This is a genomic window from Shewanella sp. MF08487, from assembly GCF_050848685.1.
Classification (GTDB): Bacteria; Pseudomonadota; Gammaproteobacteria; order Enterobacterales; family Shewanellaceae; genus Shewanella; species Shewanella glacialipiscicola.
This window is the reverse complement of sequence record NZ_JBOZPB010000010.1, coordinates 100,132-116,690: the sequence shown is the minus strand read 5'-3', so window position 1 is coordinate 116,690 and position 16,559 is coordinate 100,132. Positions and strand designations below refer to the sequence as shown.

The 16,559-nt window shown below is 42.7% G+C and carries 13 protein-coding genes; 8 read left to right on the top strand and 5 right to left on the bottom strand.

What is annotated here, in order from left to right; all coding sequences use genetic code 11:
• Window positions 1-5 precede the first annotated feature (5 nt).
• The 3 genes from tal to ACRN9H_RS09410 all read right to left on the bottom strand — a co-directional run bounded on the left by tal (window position 6) and on the right by ACRN9H_RS09410 (window position 4,928).
• Window positions 6-962, bottom strand: a complete 957-nt coding sequence (gene tal, locus ACRN9H_RS09420) for a transaldolase (RefSeq protein WP_432313443.1) — start codon at window positions 960-962, stop codon at window positions 6-8.
• Between the two features lie 251 nt (window positions 963-1,213).
• Complete coding sequence (locus tag ACRN9H_RS09415) at window positions 1,214-2,323, bottom strand: OmpA family protein (protein WP_432313442.1); 1,110 nt, start codon at window positions 2,321-2,323, stop codon at window positions 1,214-1,216.
• 238 nt (window positions 2,324-2,561) lie between these two features.
• The gene (locus ACRN9H_RS09410) at window positions 2,562-4,928 is read right to left on the bottom strand and encodes a phosphoketolase family protein (RefSeq protein WP_432313441.1); all 2,367 of its coding nucleotides are present in this window, start codon (window positions 4,926-4,928) and stop codon (window positions 2,562-2,564) included.
• A 428-nt stretch (window positions 4,929-5,356) separates the two neighbouring features.
• On the opposite strand from ACRN9H_RS09410, the gene ACRN9H_RS09405 reads away from it, so the two are divergent.
• Window positions 5,357-6,799 carry an alanine/glycine:cation symporter family protein gene (locus tag ACRN9H_RS09405; RefSeq protein ID WP_432313440.1) on the top strand — a complete coding sequence of 481 codons (1,443 nt, stop codon included), beginning with the start codon at window positions 5,357-5,359 and terminating at the stop codon, window positions 6,797-6,799.
• A gap of 137 nt (window positions 6,800-6,936) precedes the next feature.
• Window positions 6,937-7,710, top strand: a complete 774-nt coding sequence (yaaA, locus tag ACRN9H_RS09400) for a peroxide stress protein YaaA (RefSeq protein WP_432313439.1) — start codon at window positions 6,937-6,939, stop codon at window positions 7,708-7,710.
• A 63-nt stretch (window positions 7,711-7,773) separates the two neighbouring features.
• Here yaaA and ACRN9H_RS09395 read toward each other — a convergent pair whose 3' ends face one another.
• Window positions 7,774-9,183: a M28 family metallopeptidase gene (locus ACRN9H_RS09395; protein ID WP_432313438.1), complete on the bottom strand. Its 1,410-nt coding sequence runs from the start codon at window positions 9,181-9,183 to the stop codon at window positions 7,774-7,776.
• Window positions 9,184-9,319: 136 nt separating this feature from the next.
• Between ACRN9H_RS09395 and ACRN9H_RS09390 the strand changes: the two genes are divergently transcribed.
• A complete protein-coding gene (locus ACRN9H_RS09390; protein ID WP_006084975.1) occupies window positions 9,320-9,616 on the top strand; it encodes an ArsR/SmtB family transcription factor in 297 nt (98 codons plus the stop codon).
• Between the two features lie 63 nt (window positions 9,617-9,679).
• On the opposite strand, the gene rpsT is transcribed toward ACRN9H_RS09390, so the two are convergent.
• A complete protein-coding gene (rpsT, locus tag ACRN9H_RS09385) occupies window positions 9,680-9,946 on the bottom strand; it encodes a 30S ribosomal protein S20 (RefSeq protein WP_076497041.1) in 267 nt (88 codons plus the stop codon).
• A 252-nt stretch (window positions 9,947-10,198) separates the two neighbouring features.
• On the opposite strand from rpsT, the gene murJ reads away from it, so the two are divergent.
• From murJ to fkpB, 5 genes are all read left to right on the top strand, one after another.
• The gene (murJ, locus tag ACRN9H_RS09380; protein WP_432313437.1) at window positions 10,199-11,758 is read left to right on the top strand and encodes a murein biosynthesis integral membrane protein MurJ; all 1,560 of its coding nucleotides are present in this window, start codon (window positions 10,199-10,201) and stop codon (window positions 11,756-11,758) included.
• A 65-nt stretch (window positions 11,759-11,823) separates the two neighbouring features.
• Entirely contained in the window at window positions 11,824-12,759 is a 936-nt protein-coding gene (gene ribF / locus ACRN9H_RS09375) for a bifunctional riboflavin kinase/FAD synthetase (RefSeq protein WP_432313436.1), read from the top strand.
• 32 nt (window positions 12,760-12,791) lie between these two features.
• On the top strand, window positions 12,792-15,614 hold the full coding sequence (ileS, locus tag ACRN9H_RS09370; protein WP_432313435.1) for an isoleucine--tRNA ligase: 2,823 nt from the start codon (window positions 12,792-12,794) through the stop codon (window positions 15,612-15,614).
• Window positions 15,615-15,623: 9 nt separating this feature from the next.
• Window positions 15,624-16,139 carry a signal peptidase II gene (gene lspA / locus ACRN9H_RS09365; protein ID WP_432313434.1) on the top strand — a complete coding sequence of 172 codons (516 nt, stop codon included), beginning with the start codon at window positions 15,624-15,626 and terminating at the stop codon, window positions 16,137-16,139.
• A complete protein-coding gene (fkpB, locus tag ACRN9H_RS09360; protein WP_432313433.1) occupies window positions 16,136-16,558 on the top strand; it encodes an FKBP-type peptidyl-prolyl cis-trans isomerase in 423 nt (140 codons plus the stop codon). Before lspA ends, fkpB begins: the two co-directional genes overlap by 4 nt.
• Window position 16,559: the final 1 nt, after the last annotated feature.

Sequence of the window (16,559 nt, the reverse complement as noted above, 5' to 3'; positions counted from 1 at the left end):
AATGCTTAGTTCGCGAGCTTAGCCGTGAGCATGACTTCAAGCTTGCCTTGGTCAATCGCAAAATTACGAATCCCTTCTGCAAGCTTATCAACTGCCATTGGATCTTGATTAAAGTCCCAACGGAATTGCGCTTCTGTCAATGGCGTTTCTGCAGCGACAGTGCTGGTTGCCGCAACCAGTTTAGGGGTAATGTCTATTTGTGAATTAGCCAGTTCTTCTAATAAAGAAGGGCCAATTGTGAGGCGATCGCAACCCGCTAGTTCAATAATCTCACCGATATTACGGAAACTTGCACCCATAACAACAGTGCTAAAACCGTGCTGCTTGTAGTAGTTGTAAATCTCAGTGACTGAAATAACTCCTGGGTCATTCACTGCATCATAATCTTTGCCAGTATCTTTTTTGTACCAATCAAGAATACGGCCAACAAAAGGCGAAATTAGGTAGGCACCCGCTTCGGCGCAAGCACGTGCTTGGGCAAAGCTAAATAGTAGGGTTAAGTTACAGTTAATACCTTCTTTTTCTAGCTCTTTAGCGGCACAAATGCCTTCCCAAGTTGAAGCTAGTTTGATCAGAATGCGCGATTTATCAATACCCGCTTCTTTATAGAGGCGAACCAGCTTATGGGCTTTAGCGATCGATTTCTCTTTATCAAATGATAAACGAGCATCAACTTCAGTAGAGATACGACCCGGAACCAGTTTTAGGATCTCAACGCCAATGTTGACTGCCAGCTTGTCGCTAGCATCATCAAGTTGTTGTGCCAGAACGGTACTTTGTGATTTGGCCCAATCAATCGCATTATCAATGAGGGATCCATATTCAGGAATTTGAGCCGCTTTCAAGATGAGTGATGGATTAGTTGTTGCATCTTCAGGCTGGTAGCGCTTGATGGCTTCGATATCGCCTGTATCAGCGACAATAGTGGTATATAACTTGAGTTGCTCTAACGTATTGGCCATGAAAAATATCCTTCTCAGGTAGCAGTTTAAACTCGGAATTCACTGATGACTATTAGAAGCGATTTTGCCAACTTTTCCAACCTTGAATGTAAAAAAATTACAAAAATGACAAGATTTAATCTATTTAGGCCTAATGCGAGTGATTTGTTATCTTCTTGGCACTAACACAGAGTTATCGCTTGCCTTAGTGTATACCTCATAAAAACAAAAAGTCGCTGCAAGCAGCGACTTTTTTATTTCAGTAATTAATATTACTTCAGAACAGGTTGCTTAGTCGTCGTCGTTACGATTGCCTCGATACGACGGTTAGCAGCGTGAGCTTCTTTAGAGTCACCAGCAACTAATGGCTGAGTAACACCGTAGCCTTTGGCTGTTACACGGCTCTGGCTGATGCCATATTTATTAACAAGAATGTCAGCAACGGCGTTAGCACGCTTATGAGACAGTTCCATGTTGTAGTCTGGCTTACCTACGTTTGAGGCATGACCAGCAATTTCAACTGTGAACTCTGGGTTCTTGTTCATGTAATTTGCTAGTCTTTCGATATCTTTGTAGTAAACATTTTTAACTACAGCTGAATCGTTAGCAAACTGGATTGAACCAACATCTTCTTTACTTTTCACGTTTTCATAGATAGTACAGCCAACAGAGTCAACTTTGTGAGTTGCTGGTGTTGCTGGACACTGATCTTTGTCGTCGTAAACGCCATCGTTGTCAGAATCAACTGGTGCTGCTGCAACGACTGCTGCAGCAACTGGTGCTGCTGCAACTGTGTTACCAAAACGGTAGCTCAGTTCTAGACCCCAGTAGTTACTATCAGCTTCAACAATATTGTAATCGTCATTTAAGTTTTCATAACGACGGTATTTAGCTTGTAACTTCAAGTTGTCAGTGAAGTTATAGCCAACGCCTGCGCCGAAGTATGGTGCAAAGTCATCTGTGCTGTATGTGCTTGAAGTGCTACCAAAGCGCTGGCTATTCTCAAGCGTGTAGTACATAGCACCGGCTTCAGCTGATAAGCTCCAACGGTTAGCTAGAGGCCATAAGCCGACTAAACCCAGAGTTGTACCTTTAACGTCTGCATCATTGCTGATACCAGCAGCGGTCCAATCTGCATTGCCTAAATCACGGAAACCGATTTCGGCACCGAAGTAATCATTAAACATGTAACCAGCAAAGATATCCCATGCGAATGGATCATCTGAGCCATTTTGGGTCGCTACGTGTTCGTAGTTATTAACGCCTAAACCTGCGCCGACATACCAAGGGGTTAGCTCCTGAGATGCACTGGCTGCAAATGGAAGCATTGATGTAAGTAAAACTATCTTTAATGTGTTCTTCATCATTTTATTTAAGTCCATTGATTATGATTCTCCACCAATATGTTTTGTATTATTGTGCAAAACATCGCTAGCACTTAGTGTGGGGATCCTTTAGAGATTGTAGCCAGCTATTTGATTATCACTTGGTTTGTTAAATTTTTCCAGCATTAAGATTTTCCTTTTTAAGGGGAATCATTCGGTAAGTCATCTTTAAATGTAAAAAAGGCACTCTTATGAATGCCTTTAAATATGCTTAATTGTCACATTAACACGTGTTTTAGCGTGTCCATATCCAGTTTTCAATCTCTATTGGGTCGACCCCATTTGCTTTAATATAGTTGCGATGGTCAACTAGTTTTTGCAACATATTTGTGGTGATAGAGACGTGCACCGTTTCATCAATAACGCCCTGTTGGAACAACTTGTAGGCCATATCAATAACTAAGTGATAGCGTGAAGTGCCATTACGTACACCCATATCAAATGGTGTAGTTGTTGAGCCTTCTTCTTCATAACCTTTGATTCTGAAGCGGCGGCTACCTTTGTAATCAAAAACTAATTTTTTGATAGTATTTGGGTAGCCATGATAGTTAAATACCACGCCTTTATCTTGAGTAAATATTTCGTCCATTAACCAAGGTTTTTCTTTAAATTTGCGGCTACCTAAGCCATCACTGCTTAATTCGGTGACGCTTACGAAGCGAATTCTTACCCTAGGTAGTAATTCTCTAATGGCAACTAAAGCTGCCATACATTCTTGAGTGACATAATCACCACAGCCTGCTAGTACAATGTCTGGATTTTCATCTGATGCAAAATCCCACACCATCACACCATCTTTTGCTTGTTTACGGGCTTCTTCTAAGCTCAACCATTGTGGTAGTTCTTTTTTACCTGCAACTAAAATGTTGAGTTTGTCGCGATCAGCATAAGCACGTTCAGTATAAACCAGTGTACTGTTGGCATCAGCAGGCAAGTAAGCTGAAATGATTTTAGGATGCTTCTCTAGCATAGCGCCTAAGAACGATGGGTTTTGATGTGAATAACCATTGTGATCTTGACGTTCTAGGAGCGAAGACAATACGACGTTGCATGCAGGCAATGGTTTACGGAAATGTACGCCTTGGCTTGCATAAACGTATTTACAGTATTGATCAGCCATCGATGAAATCACTTGCGAGAAGGCTTCGTAAGTTGGCAGCATACCGTGACGACCTGTCACTGTGTAGCCGTGAAGCATACCAAAAAGTAAGTTTTCAGAAAGCAGTTCAATGACTCGTCCTTCGCGAGACATATCTTCATCCCAGCTCTCAATCGGCCATTGCCATGCACGATCGGTTTCTTCAAATACAGCTTGAAGTTGATTTGAATAGGTTTCGTCAGGGCTGAAAATACGTAAGTTACGTTGATCACGGTTTAATTTAAATGCGTCACGCATCCATTCGCCCATTTTCAACATTGAGTATCCACGATGACCACGTGGTACTTCGGGGCCATAACAGAGTTTTTCGAGATCTGGGTTGTTTAAGGCTCTAACGACTTCACCACCATAGGTCAAATGTTGACGACCACAGGCAAGCTGTTTTGGTGGAATGAGTGAACAAATATCGGCATCAAAAATCAATTCGCCTTTTTCATTCATTTGATAAAGTTCTTGGAAGTTGTAACTAGCCAACCAATTATCTAACGCCTCTAAATGACCTTTATCGGTGGCACATTTATTAACGATCACTTGGTGTGATTCGCAGTTACCTTCTAGCTTTTTACCGCTATATTCACTTACGCCCGTCCAACCTTTGGCCGTGCGCATTAAAATGACGGGCCATTTAGGCTTAACAACATCTTCACCGCTGCGTGCGCGGCGTTGGATATCATTGATCATGGTATAAGCGGTATCCATGGCATTAGTCATTTGCACATAAATATCTTCAGCTAATTCGTTATCCACTATGATGGGAAAGTAGCCAAGACCACGGAACTCCATATCCAATTCTTCATGGCTCATACGACCCATGCGCGTTGGTCCAGAAATTTTATAACCATTAATATGTACAATCGGTAAAACGGCACCACTTGTCGCAGGAGAAACTAAGCGGTTTGCATACCAAGATGCGGCTAATGGGCCAGTTTCAGCCTCTCCGTCACCAATTAGAACTGTTGCGATCAAATCTGGATTATCTAATACAGCACCCCAACCAACAGAGAGTGAATAACCGAGTTCACCCCCTTCGAGGATTTGTCCTGGCGCTTCAGGGTTTGCATGTGAAGGATAGCCATAAGCGGCGGAGAACTTCTTGCAAATATCTTCGATGCCGGTTTCATTATAAGGGATCGTTTCTGGATAGAAGTGGCTTAATGAGCCTTCCATGAATAAGTTTGCCTGTACTGCAGGAAAACCATGACCAGGACCAACTAAATAAATAAATGAGCGATTATGCTTTACGATCAGTCTATTAATGTTAGCGTAAACAAAGTTAATCCCAGGGCAAGTTCCCCAATGCCCCAATAAACGCGGCTTGATATCGGTATGGGCAAGTGGACGCTTATGCAGGACGTTTTGTTTGAGATAAATTTGCGAGGTCGCAAGAAAGTTAGTCGCTCTAACGTATTTTTTCAGAGCATTGATTTCGTGTACTTGTGTCATATTAAGCCTCACTAAAACAAACAAGAGATAATTGAAGTTTCTATGGGATTACTATATTTGTAATTTTATTACAAAAATGTGCCCAGCATCCAAGTTTTGAAAGTTGTTTTTACTGTTAAAATAAATGATGTATCTAGATGGTTTTGTTAGTGTTGATTTAACAGTAGCTTATCTTGAGCTCTACTCAGTAATATCCAGGTTGTTTGAAACTACAAGTGTGAGCTTGATCACATGGGTGATTTCGAATATTGTGCTATTTTGCTGCGTTGAATTCGGTAGCTGTGATGTTGTAAAGTCACGGAAGGATAATTTAAACAATTAAATCTGCCGAAATTCTTACCTTTAATCTTGGAAAGATTCATTCACCATTGATGTTGTGCCTTTAATTATGATTAGGGGGCATTTGCTACGGGAATAAGTAAAATAATATGTTAGAAACCATAGTTAATTTTTTGAATGCGCTACTTTGGGGCAAGTTATTAGTCTACGGGTTAGTAGGAGCGGGTCTCTACTTTACGGTAAGGCTTGGCTTTATCCAATTGACCTACTTTAAACACTCCATCAAAGTCATGACCATCAGCCGCCAAGGTTGCGATAGCGGTCTGTCTTCATTTCAAGTCTTCTGTACCAGTATGGCCGCTCGTGTCGGAGCAGGTAATATGGCAGGTGTCGCTGTTGCTATTGGTGCTGCAGGCCCTGGCGCAGTATTTTGGATGTGGGTAATTGCTGTTTTGGGTATGGCGACCGCTATGGTTGAATCAACCTTAGCGCAAGTTTATAAAGTCAGAGATAACGATGGCCAGTTTCGCGGTGGTCCTTCTTACTACATGGAGAAAGGATTAGGGCAACGCTGGATGGGCGTATTGTTTGCTTTCTTCCTGATTATTGCATTTGGTTTAGTCTTTAACGCGGTACAAGCCAATACCATTACCGGTGCTATGGAGCGTGTATTTGGTCTAGATCCCACTTATGTCGGTATTGGATTAGTTATCGCCAGTGGTTTTGTAATTATTGGTGGTTTGCGTAAAGTTGCCAGAGTGTCTGAGTTTATTGTGCCAATTATGGCACTAGCCTATATTTTTGTTGCATTTATTATTGTTATTTTCAATATTGAACAATTGCCTGCAATTATTAGTTTAATAGTTAAGAGCGCTTTTGGTTGGCAAGAAGCCGCTGCAGGTGGTGTGGCTTATACTGTGGCACAGGCGATGCAAGCTGGTATCGCTCGTGGTTTGTTCTCGAATGAGGCTGGTATGGGTAGCGCGGCTAATGTTGCAGCAAGTGCATCACCTAATCCGAATCATCCTGCATCGCAAGGCTTTGTACAAATGATGGGCGTCTTTGTTGATACTATCGTTATTTGTACGGCAACGGCTGCGATCATTCTACTTTCTGGCGATATTGGCTCAAGTGATGATGGTATTCGTCTCACTATTAATGCGATGTCATCCCATGTTGGTGATTGGGGTGGGGCATTTATTGCGGTCGCGATCTTCTTATTCTGTTTTACATCTATCATTGCCAATTACTCGTACGCTGAGACAAATGTGATGTTTTTAACCGGAAATAGCACTAAAGCGTTACCTTTGTTCCGCTTGTGTGTTCTCGGTATGGTCATGTTTGGCGCGGTGGCTAAGATAAGCTTGGTGTGGGATCTTGCTGACGTTTCAATGGGGTTAATGGCTATCGTTAACATTGTGGCCCTATTGCTATTATCGGGCTTGGCGATTCGTGTAATTAATGATTATCGCGACCAAATTAAAGCCGGTAAAACACCCGAGTTTGACCGTAGTAAATTTCCAGAGTTATTAGATCAGCTTGACGATGATATTTGGCAAGATACCACTATGGCACCTGCTAAAAAGTCTTAAGCATTGTTTGATTTAATTATTAACGAGATATAAAACGGATAGCTATAATCGAAAAAACCACGCTGTTTAAGCGTGGTTTTTTTATTTTCGTTCAGTATCATAGTGACTTATTATTGTTTTATGTTAGGAGTTTTTTAATGTTGATATTAGTTTCACCTGCGAAAACCCTAGATTTTGAACAGCCAGCTTTAACCAAAGAGCACTCACAATCTGACTTTTTAACGTCTAGTCAGGAGTTGATCCAAGTCTGCCAACAATTGACGCCTGCAGATATAGCCTCTTTAATGAAAGTAAGCGACAAAATTGCGGGTTTAAACGCGGCGCGTTTTGGGCAATGGCAGCCAAACCTGAATTTAGATAATGCTAAGCAAGCTATTTTTGCTTTTAGAGGGGATGTGTACACGGGGTTTGATGCAGATACTTTATCTGAAACTGAGATAACTCAAACTCAGTTTCAGTTACGTATTTTATCGGGTCTTTATGGCTTATTAAGACCACTAGATTTAATTTTACCTTACCGCTTAGAAATGGGCACATCGTTAGCAAATCCTAAAGGTAAAAACCTATATGAGTTTTGGGGGAACACATTAACTGAAGCTGTGAATAAAGCACTCGTAGAACACGAGAACGACATTATTATTAACCTTGCTTCTAATGAATATTTCAAGGCGATAAAAGTTAAAAAACTTCAAGGACAATTAATTACGCCTGCCTTTAAAGATTGTAAAAAGGGCCAATATAAAGTCATCAGTTTTTTTGCTAAACGTGCTCGTGGCATGATGGCAAGATATCTTATTCAGAACCAAGTTAATAGTTTAGCCGGACTAAAAGCATTTGATGTTGCAGGTTATTATTATAGTGAAGAGCAAAGTTCTCCAGCGACACCTACATTTTTACGCGATGAACAATAGCAGAATATCAAGATGACTTTTATGAGTAGAGAACCGCTAATCCTGTCCTCTACTCATATAGCGCTACTCTTTAGATGAACGGGTAAAAGGTGTTAGTACTATGGTTGAGTTTGCCATGATAAAAGCAAATTGTGCATAGGCTGCAACGTTTTGAGCTAACGCGGCGGGATCTATTTTATCTAAAGTATCATTTGGCGTGTGATGGTAATCGAAGTAATCGTGGCCATCTTGTCTCAATGAGGCAACTGGTACACCTAAAGCGGGCAGCATAGACACATCAGGCCCACCAGAAGCTTGGTTATTGCCCAATACAACACCATTGAATGACATTGGGCTCAGTGCCTTTTGTACCGCTGTAAATGCGCTCTCGTTAACCTTGGTATCGATTTGATAGATTCGGCCTGCCCCAAAATCAGATTCTGCGGCAATATAGTGTAATGGCAGTTCGGTTTTATGTGCTTCAGCATAGGCTTTACCGCCCATAAGCCCAATCTCTTCAGCAGCATATAACACGACTCTCACAGTGCGTGCGGGTTTTATGGGTAAATCTTGAATATGCTTAGCTGCCGCAGTTACAATTGCCACTCCCGCGCCATCATCAATAGCACCCGTACCTTCATCCCACGAATCTAAGTGAGCGCCAATAAGGACGATTTCATTGGGTTTACTGCTGCCCGTGACCTCTGCAATCACATTATAAGAAGTATTAAAGCCTAAGTCTTTTGGTGACATATATAATTCAAGTATTGCATTGGGATCACGTTTGAGCAGTGCATCGACTAAATCGGCATCAGGATTTGACATGGCAGCAGCAGGGATCTGCGGAACGCCATCTTGATAGCGCATAATGCCAGTATGAGCCATGCGGTCATGGTCTGTGCCTATGGAGCGAATTACGATAGCAACAGCCCCTTTTTGTGCTGCCACGACAGCTCCTTTTGAGCGTCCGCCGACACTGTTACCATACCCTTCACCGGTTATATGACGTTCTGTTTTTTGATCAATAAAGGCAATCTTACCTTCGACCGCTTCAGGCTTAGCTTGCTGCAGTGCCTCTAAACTATCAAAACGCGCTATTTGAGCCTGTATTCCACTGCTCGGTGTTGCAATACTTCCCCCTAGCGCTGTGATGACAAGAGGCTGCTCTACTGGAGAAAGGATTCTGGCGTTGGCTTCGCCTCGTTCCCAAATAGGAACTTGTACCGGTTCTTTATAAACACGATCAAATCCAAGACTTGTTAGCTTATTCATTGCCCAATTTACCGCGATAATATCTTTTGGGCTTCCAGCGAGTCTTGGGCCAACCTCAACGGTAAGAGATTCGACTAAATCGTAGCCTAATTGGGAAGATAGTGCCGCTTGCTGTAATTTAATCACTTCAGTCGTGGGAGCTATTATTTTTACTTGGGTTTGACAGGCACTTACACTGGCGATAATAAGACTTGAGAGCAGAGTTTTTTGATAGGGCTTCATTAGATTTCCTTTGTTTTTATTAAGCATGTCCCATTTTTAAAAACAATCTAGCAAAAAGTGTGCTTTATGTCCCGACTATATCCGTAAGGCAACGCTATATTAGCGCAGGGGTTAGTTTTAGGAGATAAAGTGCGTAATGAATATTGAATTAATGCAGGAGCGAGCCGACCACGCTGTAGTACTTTTAAAGGCTCTGGCAAATGAGCGCCGTTTATTTATTCTTTGTTATTTATTAAATGAAGGAGAAATGTGCGTTGGCGAAATGAATAAGAAATTAGGCTTAAGTCAATCAGCACTATCACAACATCTTGCTTGGTTACGCAAAGATAATTTGGTCACCACACGCAAAGAAGCACAAACAGTATTTTATTCGCTTAAAAGCGATGAAGTGCGGGAGATGATTCACTTACTAAATAATATTTATTGTCACTAAATTGTATTTTTTAGATATAAAAAAACCGGCAATTGCCGGTTTTTTTCATTTGCTATTAATAGATTAAGCAGCGATTGCTTTGATCTTAGCATTCAAACGAGCCTTCTGACGGCCAGCTTTATTCTTATGAATAAGGCCTTTAGTCGCCATACGGTCAACGATTGGTTGTGCAACAGCAAAAGCTTCTGTTGCTGCTTTGTGATCGCCTGCTTTAATTGCAGCGATTACTTTTTTAACGTATGTACGTAACATTGAGCGACGGCTGGCGTTATGCTGACGACGCTTTTCAGACTGAAGCGCGCGCTTCTTTGCAGACTTGCTATTAGCCAAGGTGCAACTCCTAAAAACTGGATTTGATACTTTTAAAGGCCGAGGAATATGCCTGCATTTAGTCACTTTGTCAATGACTATGATTGAATATTCATCATAAAGATAAATTAATCCAACCTGCCTTGGCTATCTTCAACCCAACTCGTGTAATATGTTGCGCAATTCTAGCAGCTATTACCGCAGTGTGACAGAGCCTGAATCGATTTTTTGAGATGTATCACCTAATCAATTCGATATGGGTCTGGGGGACGTTTGAGTAGAAAATTATTAAGATCGGGTATGATCGTTAGCGCTATGACATTGATATCGCGCGTTTTAGGCCTTGTAAGAGATGTCGTTGTTGCTAATTTAATGGGTGCAGGGACCAGTGCAGACGTGTTTTTCTTTGCCAATAAAATTCCTAACTTTTTACGCCGTTTGTTTGCTGAAGGGGCTTTTGCACAAGCATTTGTGCCTGTTTTAACCGAGTATCAAGAAAAACACACCGCCGAAGAAACCCGTGATTTACTCAGTAAAGTCGCTGGAACATTAGGCCTACTTGTTACAATAGTGACTCTTGTGGGTGTTATTGCCTCACCGGTATTATCGGCTTTGTTTGGTGGTGGCTGGTTTATTGCTTGGCTTAACAATGAGCCAGATGGCGCTAAATTTGAGCTTGCTACCGTTGTACTTAAAATTACTTTTCCTTATTTGTGGTTTATTACTTTTACAGCATTGGCTGGGTCCATTTTAAATACTCGTGGACGTTTTGCTGTTTCAGCATTTACCCCCGTATTTCTCAATGTGGCGATAATTACTGCGGCTATCGTTTATGCGCCAACGTCGACACAACCGGAAATTACACTGGCTTGGGGCGTTTTTTGTGGCGGGTTAATTCAGTTTTTATTTCAAATTCCTTTTTTGTTGCGTGAAAAAGCACTCGTAAAACCGTCCTGGGGATGGCATCACCCCGGAGTTGTGAAAATAAGAACCTTGATGATCCCCGCTTTATTTGGTGTATCTGTTTCACAGATAAATTTATTATTTGATACCTTCATCGCCAGCTTTTTGATGACAGGGTCGATTAGTTGGCTCTACTACGCCGATCGACTACTAGAGTTTCCGCTAGGCTTATTTGGTATTGCGATTGGTACTGTTATTTTACCTGCGTTGTCGCGAAATCACGTTAATGCAGAAGGGGAAGGTTTTGGTAAGACGATGGATTGGGGAATTAAAGCCATTCTGTTATTAGGTTTGCCCGCGATGATGGGCTTAATTGTACTAGCAAAACCTATGCTGATGGTATTATTCATGCGCGGCGCTTTTTCGATGCATGATGTAGAAATGGCTTCCTACAGTTTGATGGCTTATGGCAGTGGTTTACTCAGTTTTATGCTGATTAAGGTGCTTGCCCCTGGTTATTACTCCCGCCAAGATACTAAAACACCAGTGCGTTACGGTATTATTGCTATGGTCACTAACATGTTTTTTAACCTGTTGTTTGCTATTCCTTTTGGTTATGTTGGGTTGGCGATTGCGACCTCAATGTCTGCATTGCTCAATGCTACTCTGCTTTATCGTGGATTGCATTTGGCTGGCGTTTATCGCGTTTCCAAGCCGACGATGGTGTTTTTTGCTAAAGCCGTGGTCTCTACTGCCTTGATGGTGATAGTCTTATACTACTTTTTGCCTTCGCAACAAATTTGGTTGGACTGGCATTTGTTTGAGCGGGCAAAAGCCTTAATTGGCTTGATTTCAGTCGGGGCTTTGAGTTACTTACTGATGCTGCTTTTGCTCGGAATTCGTCCTTGGTCTATTAAACGGGGAGTTTGATTGCTGATTCTCATCGCTAGCTGTTATATAATCAGCCGATTTGCGCTTAGCAGTTATCTAAAGTTATGGAATTAATCCGCGGTACACATAACATTTTGTCATCTCATCACGGTTGCGTGTTGACGATAGGTAATTTTGACGGCGTTCACCGTGGTCATGCGCAAGTGATCGCTAACTTAGTGCGTAAAGCCAGACAATTAAGGTTACCTTCGACCTTAATGACATTCGAACCTCAGCCGCAAGAATTATTTAGCGGTGATCATGCGCCTGCTCGCCTGAGTCTATTGCGTGATAAAGTCATGCTACTTAATGAGTTGGGTGTTGAGCGGTTAGTGTGTATTAACTTTAATCGCGCCTTTGCTAGTCAACCAGCAGAGCATTTTATTGAAGAATTGTTGGTGCGTAAGCTTGGTGTTAAATACCTCGTAGTGGGCGATGACTTTTGTTTTGGGCAAGGCCGTAAAGGTAATTTTGACATGCTTATGCAAGCAGGGTATGAGTTTGGCTTTACTGTGGTTAGCACTCAAAGTTTTATGGTGGGTTCGCAAAGAGTGAGCTCAACCGCCGTGCGTGAACAATTGGCAAAGGGTAATCTTGAGCAGGCTAGACGCTTACTCGGTCATCCTTTTACCTTGAGTGGTCGTGTGGCACATGGGCAAAAAATTGGCCGCACTATAGGTTTTCCCACTGCCAATATCGCCTTAAAGCGTAATGTTGTGCCTGTACGCGGTGTGTTTGCGGTCAAATGTTATTGGGATAACAGCGATATTTATGAGGGCGTAGCCAACATAGGGTTTCGTCCGACAGTCAACGGTCAAGTGTGTCAGCTTGAGGTGCATCTTTTTGATTTTGAAGGTGACATTTATGGCAAACATGTTGAAGTCGAGTTGGTAGCTAAACTTCGTGATGAGCAACCTTTTGACTCATTGGATGCGCTTAAACAACAGATTTTAAATGATGCAAATGAAGCCCGAGCTTTATTTGGTAATGATGCAGGCTGAAATTTATCAGTTTAATTAACGGTATAGGATCAATGAGCGACTATAAATTTACTTTGAATTTGCCGGAAACAGAGTTTCCGATGCGTGGTAATTTGGCAAATCGCGAGCCAGAGATGTTAGAGCGCTGGACAAAAGACGGCTTGTATCAGCAGATCCGTGATAGCCGAATTGGCCGTACTCCCTTCATTTTGCATGACGGTCCACCGTATGCCAATGGCAGTATTCATATTGGTCACTCAGTGAATAAAATCCTCAAGGACATTATTGTTAAGTCAAAAACTATGTCTGGTTTTGACGCGCCTTATGTGCCAGGTTGGGATTGTCACGGTTTACCTATCGAGCTGAAAGTTGAGCAAAAAGTCGGCAAGCCGGGTCAAAAAATTACCGCCGCAGAATTCCGTGAAGAATGCCGTAAATATGCGGCAGAGCAGGTTAACGGTCAACGTGAAGATTTTATCCGTTTGGGCGTATTGGGTGATTGGCAAAATCCGTATTTAACGATGGATTTTTCAACTGAAGCCAATATCGTCCGTTCTTTATCCAAAGTCATTGAAAGTGGTCACTTGCATAAAGGCGTCAAGCCAGTGCATTGGTGTACTGATTGTGGTTCTGCCTTAGCTGAAGCCGAAGTAGAATACGAAGACAAAACATCACCGGCTATTGATGTGGCGTTTGTTGCCGTAGACAGCAAAGCCGTAGCGGCTAAGTTTGGGGTAAGCAATTACTCACATCCTGTTTCTATGGTGATTTGGACAACTACACCATGGACTTTACCTGCAAACCGCGCCTTGTCTTTAAGTGCTAATTTGGATTACAGCTTAGTCGAGTTTGAAAAAGACGGCATAACACAAGCGCTTATTTTAGCGGAAGTGTTAGCCGAGTCCTGCCTAACTCGTTATAACATTGAGCAACATACAGTGCTTGGCTCTGCCAAGGGCGAAGAGTTTGATCTGATTCGCTTTAAGCACCCATTCTTAGATTTTGATGTGCCTGCTATTTTAGGCGACCACGTCACTACTGATGCGGGTACTGGTATTGTTCATACCGCGCCAGGCCATGGCCAAGATGACTTTGTGGTTGGGCAAAAGTACGGTTTAGAAGTGGCAAACCCTGTTGGCGACAACGGTGTATACAAGCCTGATACCGAGTTTTTTGCAGGCCAGCATGTATTTAAAGCTAACGATAACGTAGTTGCTTTACTGAGAGAAAAGGGCGCCTTGTTGAATCATGTGGCTTATCGTCATAGCTATCCGCATTGCTGGCGCCATAAAACCCCAATTATCTTCCGTGCAACGCCGCAATGGTTTATCTCTATGGATAACCATGGTCTGCGTACGCAAGCATTGAAGGAAATCGAACAAACACAGTGGATCCCTGATTGGGGCCAAAGCCGTATCGAAAAAATGGTTGAAAACCGCCCTGACTGGTGTATTTCTCGCCAACGTACTTGGGGTGTGCCTATCACGCTGTTTGTGAATCGTGAAACCGAAGAGTTGCACCCAGATAGCGTGTCGCTAATGGAACGTGTGGCTAATCGCATTGAACAGCAAGGTATTCAAGCTTGGTGGGATCTCGATGCAGCCGAGTTACTCGGCGATGAAGCTGATCAATACCGTAAAGTAACTGATACCTTAGATGTATGGTTTGACTCGGGGTCGACTTTCTCTTCAGTGGTAGCCGCGCGTCCTGAATTTAAAGGACATGGCGTTGACTTATATCTTGAAGGGAGCGATCAACATCGCGGCTGGTTTATGTCATCTTTGATGATTTCAACCGCAATGAATGGTAAGGCACCTTACAAACAAGTGCTTACCCACGGTTTTACCGTTGATGGTAAAGGCCGCAAGATGTCAAAATCTATCGGTAACGTTATTGCACCACAAACGGTAACCAACAAATTAGGCGCCGATATTCTGCGTTTATGGGTTGCAGCAACAGATTACAGCGGTGAGATGACGGTTTCTGACGAAATCTTAAATCGCAGCGCCGATGCTTATCGTCGTATTCGTAATACTGCTCGCTTCCTATTGGCCAACTTAAACGGTTTCGATCCTACTAAGGATTTAGTTGCCGTTGAAGATATGGTGGCGTTAGACCGCTGGGTTGTGCGCCGCGCTGCAGCACTGCAGCAGGAGATTATCGAAGCTTATGAGCAATATAACTTCCATATTGTGACTCAAAAACTGATGCAGTTCTGCTCGGTTGAGTTAGGCAGTTTCTATCTGGATATCATCAAAGATCGCCAATACACGGCTAAGCAAGAAGGTCATGCGCGTCGTAGCTGTCAATCTGCGTTGTATTTGATCTCTGAGGCCATGGTGCGTTGGATTGCGCCAATTCTAAGCTTCACAGCTGACGAAGTATGGCAACTATTGCCTGGCGAGCGTGATACTTATGTCTTTACTCAAGAATGGTATCAAGGCTTGAAATCAGTCACCTTAGCGACGGATTTGAGCGACGACTATTGGCAGCAACTGCTAACTGTGCGTAACGAAGTCAATAAAGTGATTGAACAAGCTCGCCGTGATAAACGTATCGGTGGTTCATTAGAAGCGGAAGTGACCTTGTTTGCTGATGCTACCTTGACTGAACAATTAACCCATATTGGCGATGAGCTAAGATTTGTGTTATTGACCTCTGAAGCCAAAGTCTTGCCTTTAGCGGATGCGACATCAGAAGCGGTTGAAACTGAGCTTGCGTCACTGAAATTAGTGGTTGCTTCAAGCACTGCTGAGAAATGTGAGCGTTGTTGGCACCACAGAGAAGAGGTCGGCACGATTGAGGCCCACCCAACACTCTGTACTCGCTGCGTAACAAACATTGAAGGCGACGGCGAAGTTCGCCTGTTTGCGTAAAGGATCTGTATGCCATTAACTTGGAAGGACAGTGGCTTACGTTGGTATTGGGTTGCTGTATTGGTGTTTTTAGCCGATCAGCTATCTAAGCAATGGGTCTTAGCCAATTTTGACTTGTATGAATCAGTTAAATTATTGCCGTTTTTTAGTTTCACTTATGTGCGTAACTACGGTGCCGCATTTAGTTTTTTAAGTGAGGCAGGCGGTTGGCAGCGTTGGTTATTTACGGTTGTCGCAGTGGGATTTAGTACTTTATTGACAGTGTGGTTGCGTAAGCAGTCGGCTGCTTTATGGAAACTTAATCTTGCCTACACCTTGGTCATTGGCGGCGCCTTAGGTAATTTGATTGATAGATTAATGCATGGTTTTGTAATTGATTTTATCGATTTTTACTGGAATAAAAGCCATTACCCCGCATTCAATATCGCTGATGCTGCAATTTTTATTGGTGCTGTATTGATCATTTGGGATGCATTTTTAAGCGGAAAATCTGAAGCTGATAGCGCAGAAGGGGTTAAGAAGTGACTATGACACGTTCATTATTATGCCATATGAATATTGTGCTTTCTGATGGTTCAACCGCCGATAGCACTAAAGCGTCAGGTAAACCTGCGCGATTAAATATGGGTGACGGTACGCTGAGCCCTGCATTTGAAGCGCAATTGGCGACGCTTGCTGAAGGTGACAAACACAGTTTTACGCTTGAAGCCATTGATGCCTTTGGTGAATCGAATCCTGATGCTATTCATTATCTAGACAGAAGCCGTTTTCCGGCGGATATGAGTTTAGAAGCGGGCGTGATTGTTAGCTTTGCTGGTCCTGGTGGCAGTGAGATCCCTGGTATTGTGCGCGATGTCGCGGGTGATTCTATTACCGTTGATCTGAATCATCCTCTGGCTGGGCATAAAATCACATTTGAACTGGACGTTGTAAAGGTACTTTAAG